This window comes from Microcystis sp. M53602_WE12 (genome assembly GCF_030065455.1).
In the GTDB taxonomy this organism is placed as follows: Bacteria; Cyanobacteriota; Cyanobacteriia; order Cyanobacteriales; family Microcystaceae; genus Microcystis; species Microcystis aeruginosa.
On the sequence record NZ_JASJFB010000819.1, the window covers coordinates 1 to 11,292 of the forward strand.

General features: G+C 45.6%; 8 protein-coding genes and 1 other RNA gene. 5 read left to right on the plus strand and 4 right to left on the minus strand.

All coding sequences use genetic code 11. The features are described 5' to 3' along the window. Nucleotides 1-306 precede the first annotated feature (306 nt). Nucleotides 307-1,497 carry a HEAT repeat domain-containing protein gene (locus tag PX482_RS25170; RefSeq protein ID WP_288123181.1) on the plus strand — a complete coding sequence of 397 codons (1,191 nt, stop codon included), beginning with the start codon at nucleotides 307-309 and terminating at the stop codon, nucleotides 1,495-1,497. A 265-nt stretch (nucleotides 1,498-1,762) separates the two neighbouring features. On the opposite strand, the gene PX482_RS25175 is transcribed toward PX482_RS25170, so the two are convergent. Next, nucleotides 1,763-4,003: a glycoside hydrolase gene (locus PX482_RS25175; protein WP_288123182.1), complete on the minus strand. Its 2,241-nt coding sequence runs from the start codon at nucleotides 4,001-4,003 to the stop codon at nucleotides 1,763-1,765. Nucleotides 4,004-4,436: 433 nt separating this feature from the next. On the opposite strand from PX482_RS25175, the gene PX482_RS25180 reads away from it, so the two are divergent. Continuing rightward, nucleotides 4,437-4,730 (plus strand): hypothetical protein, encoded by a 294-nt coding sequence (locus tag PX482_RS25180; protein WP_288056236.1) that lies wholly within the window; start codon nucleotides 4,437-4,439, stop codon nucleotides 4,728-4,730. Between the two features lie 87 nt (nucleotides 4,731-4,817). Next, complete coding sequence (locus PX482_RS25185) at nucleotides 4,818-5,888, plus strand: WD40 repeat domain-containing protein (protein ID WP_002761807.1); 1,071 nt, start codon at nucleotides 4,818-4,820, stop codon at nucleotides 5,886-5,888. 16 nt (nucleotides 5,889-5,904) lie between these two features. Here PX482_RS25185 and rnc read toward each other — a convergent pair whose 3' ends face one another. Beyond that, nucleotides 5,905-6,609, minus strand: a complete 705-nt coding sequence (gene rnc, locus PX482_RS25190) for a ribonuclease III (protein ID WP_288095089.1) — start codon at nucleotides 6,607-6,609, stop codon at nucleotides 5,905-5,907. A gap of 128 nt (nucleotides 6,610-6,737) precedes the next feature. Then, nucleotides 6,738-7,206: RNase P RNA component class A (gene rnpB / locus PX482_RS25195), an RNA gene on the minus strand. A gap of 182 nt (nucleotides 7,207-7,388) precedes the next feature. On the opposite strand from rnpB, the gene PX482_RS25200 reads away from it, so the two are divergent. After that, the gene (locus tag PX482_RS25200) at nucleotides 7,389-8,216 is read left to right on the plus strand and encodes an alpha/beta fold hydrolase (RefSeq protein ID WP_288123183.1); all 828 of its coding nucleotides are present in this window, start codon (nucleotides 7,389-7,391) and stop codon (nucleotides 8,214-8,216) included. On the opposite strand, the gene PX482_RS25205 is transcribed toward PX482_RS25200, so the two are convergent. After that, on the minus strand, nucleotides 8,194-9,348 hold the full coding sequence (locus PX482_RS25205) for a histidine kinase (protein WP_002761819.1): 1,155 nt from the start codon (nucleotides 9,346-9,348) through the stop codon (nucleotides 8,194-8,196). The genes PX482_RS25200 and PX482_RS25205 overlap by 23 nt on opposite strands. A gap of 147 nt (nucleotides 9,349-9,495) precedes the next feature. Between PX482_RS25205 and PX482_RS25210 the strand changes: the two genes are divergently transcribed. Then, nucleotides 9,496-11,085 (plus strand): glycoside hydrolase family 57 protein, encoded by a 1,590-nt coding sequence (locus PX482_RS25210; RefSeq protein WP_149987662.1) that lies wholly within the window; start codon nucleotides 9,496-9,498, stop codon nucleotides 11,083-11,085. Nucleotides 11,086-11,292 lie beyond the last annotated feature (207 nt).

Here is an 11,292-nt window from a genome sequence, read left to right on the forward strand (position 1 = left end):
AATCCTTATCTGGCAAGAGATTTAATTGATTAGTTCGCTCTAGATCGCAAACAATTGACAAAAATCGCGGTAATGTCTGTCTCTATAAGGGTTTCATTCCTTATAACCCCCATCCATTGCATAACACAAACCGAAGAGCCGCATATACTTTTCTGTTCGGTTATCCCGAGAGAATTAAGGATAAACTGAAGTCTGATGCACAATTTTGAGATTTATTATCGGTTTCTTGCATAGAAGAGAGGACAAAAGCGAGAAAGTCTGACATTCTTGGGATAGGTAGCACGAAAATCGAGGCCATTTCTCACGATGCAAGCTCTGCTAGAAAAAGCTCAGATAGCGTTGAATAAAAAGGACTGGGAGACATTAAACGCCAGCATACAGCGACTTTTAAACCAAAAAGATGCTGTTGAATCGATTATTAACGATGAAATCCTCGATTTAGCCCTAGAAGCTTTACAAAAATGCGATTTTCAACAGCGATGGGAGATAGCTAAACTATTTCCCCAAATCGGCAAACCAGCGATCGCTCCTTTAATTGCCCTGTTAGAATCCGAGGAACAAGATGGGGAAATGCGCTGGTTTCTGGCGAGAATTCTCAGTCAATTTGACGATCGAGCCTGTATTCTCGCTCTCAGTCAATTATTGCAAAGATCGGAGGAGGAGGAACTCAGCCAAATGGCTGCGGCTGCTTTAGCTAATATCGGCAGTTCTGCCATCTCTAGTTTAGGACAATTACTGTCCGACTCGAACACGCGTTTTTTAGCCGTACAAGCTTTATCACAAATTCGCCGGCCAGAAATTGTCGAACCGCTTTTAACCGTAGTTAAGGATCAATCTAGCGCCATTCGGTCCATGGCGATCGAAGCTTTAAGCAGTTTTCACCATCCCCAGATTACTGCGATTATCCTCGATGCTTTACGGGATCCGGCCATCGAGGTGCGACGGGAAGCAATTAAAGCTAGTAGTTACCTAGCGCCAAGTTATCCCCAAGCAGATTTAGTTAACCATCTGCAACCGCTGTTATTCGATATCCACCTCGAGATCTGTCAAGAAACTGCGATCGCTCTCGGTCGTATCGGCACAGCAACCTCAGCCAAAGCTTTAAATCCACTCCTGCAATCTTCCTTAACTCCCGATAGTTTAAAATTAACTGTAGTGCGAGCATTAGGCTGGATCGAGGATGGGGAAGCTTTAAATTATCTAGAAAAGGCTTTATATAGCGAAAATGTCTTGATTTGTCGGGAAATTATCGCTATTCTCGGCCGGCAAACCTGCCAGAAATTACGCCAACAAGCAGGGGAAATTCTCGGTAATTTTTATCACTCCCATCCCGCGATCCTCGCTGATACGGGAGTTAAACAGTCTCTAGCGATCGCTTTAGGAGAATTAGATCGGGATAATAAAAGTATTTTGCTGACTTTAGCAGCCGATGGGGAAGCAATCGTCCGTCTCCATGCTCTCAGCGCCCTGAAAAAGCTAGATCATGGGACTATATAGGGTTGGCTGAAAAAGTTTGTTGGTGGGGGTAGGGTGTAGGGTGTAGGGTGTAGGGTGTAGGGGAGATGGCTGATGGCTAAAAAGCTGATAACAAGGGCCGAATCTAAAACCTAATTGGTTAAGCTAAAAGCTTCGATGTACTTAGTTTCTAACCTTCTTTTTAAGTAGGAGAATTGCCAGATCCTGTCTTTTGCACGAGTGCCTGTTGCCTCTTGCCTTCAGAAGCTGATTACTGATAACTGATCACTGATTACTGATCACTGATTTAAGGTCTTTGCAGGAAGATTAATTCTTCAACGGGGAGGAAATCATAGTATTGACCTTGATTGGCTAAAACTGCGATTAAATGGAGACGAGCATCGGGTTCAATGTGTAATCCTTCCCAGGGGACAGCAATTTCCAAACATTGATTAAAAGAAGCTTTGGCACTACTAGGAACTCGCTGCCAAGTAAAATATTCTTGAGCGACTTCTAACCAAGTAAATTCCGTGATTAAATTTATTCCTAGATGATGATGATAACCGTAATCGAGGGGCGATCGAGGGGGAATATCTGCTAAGGGAATTGGACTTTGCAGACGATGCACTTCATCATAATACCAATATAAATGCACTTCAGGCGGGATATCTTTGCCTAATTCTGCCCCCGGTTTCCAATCGAAACGCAGATAAAAATTGAGGTGATCCCAACCGAAAAAGAGTCTTTGTACTAAGGAAGTCCGGTGCATTGTACCACTGGCGCCGCCAATTTCGATCCGTCCAGCTTTATCCCAATCCTGTTCGTCCCCAAAACCGTCGATAATGGGGTGAATAAAAGCTAGTGGACGATTACTTTGTTTATCTCCGTGTTCTTCCACCGGTTCGAGCAAATAGGAGGGAATTGGCTCATTTAAAGCTTGATAAAGAGTGATCAGGTGTTCGCGGAAAAGTTGATCAAAAATTGCGTCATGATTAGAAGAATGGCCATAACCAAACCACCAAAACCAATCGGAACCTTCCGCTGCATACAATGCTTCCCACGCGTCGGGGTTATTATCTTCCGTCGCTTCCGGGTGATTAGCGAGGGTTTGACGGGCTAAAATTAGATATTCCCAAGCTTTATTTTTAGCGGGATCGCCGATCCAAGTGGTAAAATTGGCATCGATCCAAGAGCCGCTATGAAGTTTATTGACAGGAATTTTTGCATTAGCGGGAAAGCGATCGAGATATTCGGAGACGGTGACTAATTCGATCGCTTGGTGGTCGCTTAAAAGTTGATAAAGATTCTCTAGGAAGGGTAAACCGTCTTGATGATAGTTTTCCCAGCAGTTTTCGCCATCTAGCGCAATGGTAACTAACCAGGGTTTTTCTAGGGTCGTGGTTTCTGCGTTGGTTTTCAGTTGTTCGGCGATCGCTTCTAGGTGTTTAACTAAGTCTGTAGCGGCCTCGGTTGCTTTCATGCCACTATAGCTAAATCCGATCAGATCCGAGAGACGATGATCGCGGAAAACCATCGATAAATTGCCGTTGCTAGTTTCCAGACAGTAGGGACGATAAAGCAATTCTGGTTCGCTAATATTGCCTTTTTCGTCGCGATGAAAGTAATGTCCCAGAGACCAACCTAACACCCCCTCATCGGAACATAACCACTGAAAACCCTGTTTAGCGACAGCGGGGAGAATCGCGGGACTAACGGATTGTTCCGAGGGCCAAAGTCCTCGAGGTTGTTTATCAAAGCGATCGATATAGATTTGCCAAGCTTTCTGGAGATGGCGGGAAATATCTTCAGGATAGTGGAAATATTGCCGAGGAAGGGTCATATTCGGCACTGCTACCCGGCCGGCTTCCGAGTTGGCCAGCAGGGGTAAAATTGGATGGGTGTAGGGACTGGTAATGATTTCTAGTTGTCCGGTTTCCTGCATTAACCGGTGTTGCGGCAAGATACGACGCAGAATTTGACGCTGTTTGGAGATAATTCGCTGGCGATCGCTTAAAGTGAAGTTTTTTCCCTGTTCTAACCAGGCAGCGATTTCTGGGTCACTGTGAAAGATAGGATCGATCCAAGCGAGGTTATGCCAAGCCAAGAGATCGCTATAATCTTGGAGATGCCAATGGCTAATACACCAACTATGACCGTTTTCTTGACGCTGTGCGTATAATTGCCCGTAACGGGGGTGCGGATCGATCAGGGTACGATGGTTAGCATCGAAAAAGTGTTCGAGGATAAAGTGTTTTTGTGCCAGGGTTAACTGCGCTTCTGGGGTGACGGTGAGGGCAAGATAGGGGTCTATAGCTAGTCCGTTGACGTAATCCTCTAATTGCAGGATTAAAGAGGGGACAAGGTTGACAGTTTGGTGTAATTTGGGAAAACGTTCTAGAATCAGGATTAAATCGAGATAATCTTTCACCCCATGCAGTCGCACCCAGGGTAAGCGATATTGTCCCGAAGCATCGGTGCGAGTTTGACAGGATTTGTAGAGGGGTTGGTGTTGATGCCAAATAAAAGCGACGTAGAGAGGATAGGCCATGATAATACCGAGGAAAAGTGCATATAACAGGCTTTAAAGCCGTTATATTAGATAATAATGGACAATAAAGCCCATTATAGATTCTTAAAAGTTGATTTCGGTCACTACCATAATCCTATCAACTGGTTTTGAGGGGGTATCGTCTCTTTGTATTTGTTAAAGGATCGGATTCTCCGGTGATGAGTATTGGGAGTTCAATTGCCGCAATTCTTACTGACGACCGACGACCGACTCCTTACCCCACAGTTAAGTAGATAGGTATTAAAAACTTTCAGATCCCCCCGCCTATCGGCACCCCCCTTATCAAGGGGGGCAGGGGGGATCAAACCTAAAATCCATTTTTAATTTAATTATAACCAGCTACTTAACTTTACCTTTGTCCAACTATTTAGGATAAGCTGGAATTATCGAAACCGTAGAAATAATAGATAAAATGAGTAATCTCCTCTGGCCGCGTTTTCTCAAGAAAGCTTACCGTCAAGAACCAATAACTAGCTTTATCTTTACCGCAGCGGCAGTAGATGTCATCATCGGGGTTGTAGGACAAAGATGGACACTGCTATCTTTAGGGGCAACGATTATGGCGATCGCTATCTTCGCCAGGTGGCGACAGGGCCAAAAAACCGAGCAAATCAACAGAGAAGAAGCAGCGAGATACTATTTACCGCCCCAATCGGGTCAAGTAGCTTTACCAACCCTGAAAAACGAAAAAAATCGACCTTCTTAGCTCAAAAATTTCACCTTGCTTGGCAATCAATCCCCTCAAAGGCTAGAATCTATAGCACCGTTCATTTGTTAATATTCAACTAAATTTATGAAATTCCGATTTACGGGTGGGGAGAAACTTGTCGGGGCAATTGTGGTCAGTGTTCTAACCACGCTGACAATCGGGCAACATCAGCTTAGTCAGGCCCAAAGTCCTATTGCTCCCCCTAAACCCGCGGCTGCAAGTGGCCAAAAAACCCCAGAAACTATCCCAGTAGCAGGTTTAGGCAGACTTACCCTCGCTAAAACCCTAGAAGGGCAACAATCCACCCCTAATGCTGTGATTTTCAGCCCCGATAACCAATTTGTTCTCGCTGGTGGTAGTGATACGGATCCTCTCCTGAGAATTTGGTCAGTGAAAACAGGTCAAAAAGTCTCCCAAACTCGCGCCCAAAGAACCAGCGTCAAAGCTTTAGCCATTAGTCCCAACGAAAGATTATTAGTTAGTAGCGGTTTAGATGGTTCTATTAATTTTTGGAATCTGGTGGAAGGCAAGTATTTAGGAATTGCCCTCGAACACGGTAATACTGTCCTCGCCCTTACGGTTACTCCCGATGGTAAAACGTTAATTAGTGGTGGTTTGGAAGGAATTCGCCTCTGGACAGTGCAACCTCCCCGCCGTCCCCTCTATCGTTTAAATTGGGTGGGTAATTTTGTTTATTCCCTAGGGGTGAAATCCGATGGTGTCACCCTTGCCAGTGGTCATGAAAACGGTGAGGTAAATTTTTGGGACATCCGCGAGGGCAAATTTTTGTCGAAATTTTCCGCCCATCCCCAAGCGGTTAGCAAGCTTTTATACAGTCCCGACGGTAAAAATTTAATTACGGGTAGTTTAGACCGCACGATTAAAATCTGGGATACGAGCAATAATAAGTTATTATTTACCCTCATCGGTCATACGGCCCGAATCCGTTCCCTCGCACTCCATCCTAACGGACAAATTCTCGCTAGTGCCAGTAATGACGGTGTGCGTTTATGGGATGTGACGACGGGTAAACAGTTGGCCTGGTTTGATAATAATTCCGACTGGGTGGAATCCCTGGCTTTTAGTCCCGATGGGCAGTATTTGGCTAGTGGTAATTATGATTTTAAAATTCGCCTCTGGCAATTCGTCCGTTAGGCAAAAATATCTTCATTTAGCCTTTAACCACTTCTAGAAAAGCTGATTTAGCCGCTGCCTGTTCCGCTGCTTTTTTGCTTCTGCCAGTTCCCACTCCTAATTTCTGCTCATTTAACCACACTTCCGCACAAAAACGTTCTTGATCTAAGCCATTGATTTCTTTTACTAAATATTGCGGCAGTTTTTTGTATGTTGCTTGTGTCCACTCCTGCAAGGCATCCTTATAATTCTGTCGGGCCGGATCTCGACGAATTTCGGCCGCTTTTTCCCTTAGTGGTTCATCTAGCCAAGAACGCACTAAAACCATAGTCTGTGTACTAAGATATAATGCTCCCAAGACCGCCTCAAAAGCGTCTGCTAGTCGCGAAATTCTCCCCGCTCGGTCAATACTCGTACTACTTGAAACCAACAAATAACGCTCGAAACCGTAGCGATCCGCAAATTCCGCCAGAGTGCGATCGCTAACCATCATCGATCGCAGGGCGGCAAATTCCCCCACGAGTTCCTCTGGATAGGTTTCTAACAATACCTCCGCCGCCACGAGTCTTACCACAGAATCGCCCACAAATTCTAATTGTTCATAATTCTTATCACGGGAAATACTGGGATGAGTTAGAGCTAAATCTAATAAATCCCACCTGACGGGGACATCAGCCGATAAACCCAGCTTTTCCACTAGGGTTTTTAATTGTTTTTGGCGACGCGGATCACTTAAGGACATGGGAGCGGGAAGCAGGGGTGTGGGGTGTAGGGTGTAGGGTGTGGGGAAGTGGGGTGTGGGGTGTGGGGTGATGGGGAGAACAAAGCTGCCTATTGCCGACCGCCGACCGCCTCCTGATAACTGATAAAGGAGAGAGTCAGACATAAGCCGAATTCTGTATTTCCCAACAGCAGTAAAATCGCTTTTACCTTTGTTGGAATAGAGGTTATCTATCTGGGATAATTGTCACCAATTACCTCAAGCGGTTCCTAAAAACGGGACAGGAAAAAGACCAACCTTTGTCCCTCCACCTTGCTCCCCACCGGGGTTTACCGAGCCAGTACCTCTCGATACTGCTGGTGCGCTCTTACCGCACCTTTGCACCCTTACCCCCAATCAGTTATCAGGTATCAGTTATCAGTGGAAAGTTATTAGTCATCAGTGAATTTACTTTCGTTACTGTTTACTAATCACTGAAAAAAAGGGGCGGTATTTTTCTGTGGCACTATCCTCACGCTCGCGCGCACTGGACGTTATCCAGCAAGTGTGGTCTTTCGGGAGTTCGGACTTTCCTCGGAATCATTAATCAAATGACCCCGCAACCTCTAGACCAACTCTCTCCTATTCTCTAGTATGACTTACCAGAGACTCGATCGCTCATATATCCTAGTCAATAATCAGTGATCAGTAAACAGTGAACAGTGAAAAGACAGCAGGAAACTGCTATTTAATACTGCTCGCTTAATACATACTGCTCACTTAAAACTCAAATCTGATAACTGATAACTGATAACTGATCAATGTCGATCGCTCTCAACGTTAAGATCAAAGGTAATGGCTATCCGATTCTCTGTCTGCACGGTCATCCCGGTTCGGCAGGTAGTATGTCTGTATTTACCGATCATTTTTGCCAACGCTGGCAAACCCTGGCCCCGGATCTGCGCGGCTACGGCAAAAGTCGTTATCGCCGGGATTTTCAGCTAGAAGAACATCTAGAGGATTTAATCGAGCTGCTCGATCGCCAAAAAATCCAGCAATGTTTAATTCTCGGTTGGTCTTTGGGGGGTATAATCGCCCTGGAATTAGTATTGCGGCATCCCGATCGCTTTGCCGGTTTAATTCTAGTGGCCTCGGCCGGGCGGCCTTGGGGTAGTCATCCCCCCGTCACCACCACAGATTTAGTTTTGACGGGGATAGCGGCAATTCTCAATCAGATCAAACCGGGATGGCGTTGGAATATTGATACTTTTGCCCGTCGTTCCCTGTTTCAGTATCTTTTTTCACAACATCAAGCGATATCCTATCGTTATCTGGCTCAAGATGCTGTTCCCGCCTACTTAGGCACTTCCCCAGCTGCCGATCGGGCTTTAAATCGGGCTTTAAAAAAAGGTTACAATTGTTTAAAATCTCTTGACAAAATCACAATTCCCTGCTTAGTTCTGGCGGGGGCAAATGATCGCCATATTACCAGTGCCTCGAGCCAAGAAACAGCCGAAAAACTGAAACTGTCTCGGTGGAAATGTTACCCAGACACGGCCCATCTGTTCCCCTGGGAAATCCCCGACTTAGTTTTAGGGGACATTGATGCTTGGTTAGCGGCGCATTTTAGCGATAAACTGGCAGAGTGAAGTGAAAACTACTGCCGTGCTCGGGGACACTATCCACCCAAATTTGACCGTAGTGGGCGCGAATAATCTTGCGACAGACCGATAAACCGATGCCATAACCTTCTTTACCCTCATCCCGTTTGAGACGCACATGACCCTCAAAAATATGCTCTTGTTTTTCTTCGGGAATGCCGGGGCCGGTATCACTGATGCTCACTTGTACTTTTTGAGTAGTACGATGGAGGACAGAAAGGGTAATTGCGCCGCCGGGGGGGGTATATTTGATCCCATTCTCCAAGAGATTAATAATCACCTGTCGGATTAACTCCTCATCAGCATAGACGGGGGGCAGATCTTGGGGGATATCGCTTTGGAGAATTAAAGTCTTTTCTTGAAAAATATCGGTAAATTGAGACAAAATTTCCTGACAAAGAGCTTGCAGATAAAATTTACTCTGGTGGAGAGTGAATTGCGCCGCCATGCTCTTAGAAGCTTGTAGAATGTCCGTGATCAAACGGTTCATAATCCGGAACTGTTTGCGGGCCTGTTGGTGCAGTTGTTCTCGTAATTGCAGACTGCGCTCCGTATCTGGTTGATGATAGGCTAATTCGAGGGTTTCCACGGCGATGGAAGCGGCGGTGAGAGGACTGCGTAAATCGTGGGCTAACATAGCCAAAATTTGGTCTTTAAATTTTAATTGTTCTAATAATTCTTCCTTTTCCTGTTTAAGACGAAAAACCTCATCGGCGATGCGGATGAGTTCGCCCGAATGTTCCATCTCTTGACGTTGTCCATCCTCAGCGTGATGATTTTTGACCTCCTCTTTAATCGCTTTTTGCCAGCGTACCAACCATTTTTTAAACTGTTCCACCAGATTACTGCCCGCGAGGGTATGACGGGGGCCGGGGGCAATTTTGACCAAGGCAGGGGTAGCTACAAGGCGAAAATGTTCGACTAAATGAGGCTGCTGGCGAATTTCGATGATCTGCAAGTCAATTGGGTAATCAGACTTTAAAGACTGGAGATAGGACTGAATTTGACGGATAATTTCTTGAGAACTGGGACGGTCATCAACAAACAGCAAAAGTTGAATCGAGAGAGGCGTTGTCGTCTCTCTCCCTAAAGCAGTCAGTGGCTCGTTAGATGGGAGCATCGGAAAATTAGTAAACCTAGGGATTGACGAGATCGATCGATCGTCGATCGACTTTTATCATATTCTTTATTGTAGAAGCTTAAGATAGTATAAAATCTACTCAACCTAATCTTAAAGTTTTATTCCTTAATTCTAAGAAGAAATCCTATGGCTTTTGGCTATGTTGCCCTAGTTCTCCACGCTCATCTCCCTTTCGTCCGCCATCCCGAAAGCGATTACGTCCTCGAAGAAGAATGGTTATACGAAGCAATCACAGAAACCTACATCCCTCTGCTGCAAGTTTTTGAAGGTCTCAAGCGGGACGGTATCGATTTTAAAATGACCATGAGCATGACTCCGCCTTTGGTGTCGATGCTGCGGGATCCGTTACTGCAAGAGCGCTATGAAGAACACTTAGGTAAGTTAGAAGAATTAATTGCTAAAGAAATCGACCATAATCAACATAATGGCCATATTCGCTACTTAGCCGAATATTACGCTGAATCTTTCCAAAGTATCCGACAAACTTGGGAAAAATACGATCGAGATCTGGTCAAAGCATTTAAACAATTCCTCGACAGTAATAACCTAGAAATTATCACCTGTGGTGCGACCCATGGTTATATGCCCCTGATGAAAATGTACCCGCAAGCGGTGTGGGCGCAAATTGAGGTGGCCTGTCAACACTACGAGGAAAATTTCGGTCGTCGTCCCAAGGGCATTTGGTTGCCGGAATGTGCCTACTACGAAGGGGTAGAAAGAATGTTAGCCGATGCGGGCATTCGTTATTTCCTCGTCGATGGCCACGGTATTCTCTACGGTCGTCCGCGCCCCCGTTACGGCAGTTACGCGCCCATTTTCACAGAAACCGGGGTGGCCGCTTTCGGTCGTGACCACGAATCTTCCCAACAGGTTTGGTCTTCCCAAGTCGGTTATCCGGGGGATATAGTTTATCGGGAATTCTATAAAGATTTGGGCTGGGAAGCGGAATACGAGTATATTAAGCCCTATATCATGCCCAACGGTCAACGCAAGAATATAGGCATCAAATACCACAAAATTACTAGCCGGGACGGTGGTTTATCGGAAAAAGGGCTTTATGACCCCTACTGGGCCAAAGAAAAAGCCGCCGAACACGCGGGCAATTTTATGTATAATCGCGAGCGGCAAGTGGAGAGTTTAGCGGGAATTATGGGCCGTCCTCCCCTGGTTGTTTCTCCCTACGATGCCGAGTTATTCGGTCACTGGTGGTATGAGGGACCCTGGTTTATTGATTTTCTGTTCCGCAAGTCTTGGTATGACCAAAATATCTACCAAATGACCCATTTAGCCGATTATCTCCGGGCTAACCCGACCCAGCAGGTCTGTCGTCCTTCCCAATCCAGTTGGGGTTATAAGGGTTTCCATGAATACTGGCTGAATGAAACTAACGCTTGGATCTATCCTCACCTGCACAAAGGCACGGAACGGATGATTGAATTAAGTCATCACGAAGCGGAGGATGAATTGCAGGAACGGGCTTTAAATCAGGCAGCCCGGGAGTTATTATTAGCACAATCTTCTGACTGGGCCTTTATTATGCGAACCGGTACGATGGTTCCCTATGCTGTCCGGCGCACTCGTTCCCACCTGCTGCGGTTAAATAAAATCTATGAAGATGTGAAATCCGAGAAGATTGATGCCGGTTGGTTGCAAAAAGTCGAGGAAATCGATAATATTTTTCCCAATATTGATTACCGCGTCTATCGACCCCTGTAATCTTTGTTAGAGATTAATAAAAATTTTGGTGCGTTATGGTTTGTAACGCACCTTGTTGCTTTCTGATTCACTCATCGGAAATTTTGGGTCTGAAACCCCGCCGTTCTAGGTTGGCTTTACGTTAGAATTAAAAGGCCAGTCTCGAAAACCAAGTGGACGGCGCAGCACCTTGAAAACTCGGCTTAGGGGGTTCCGACCAGAAAAGCT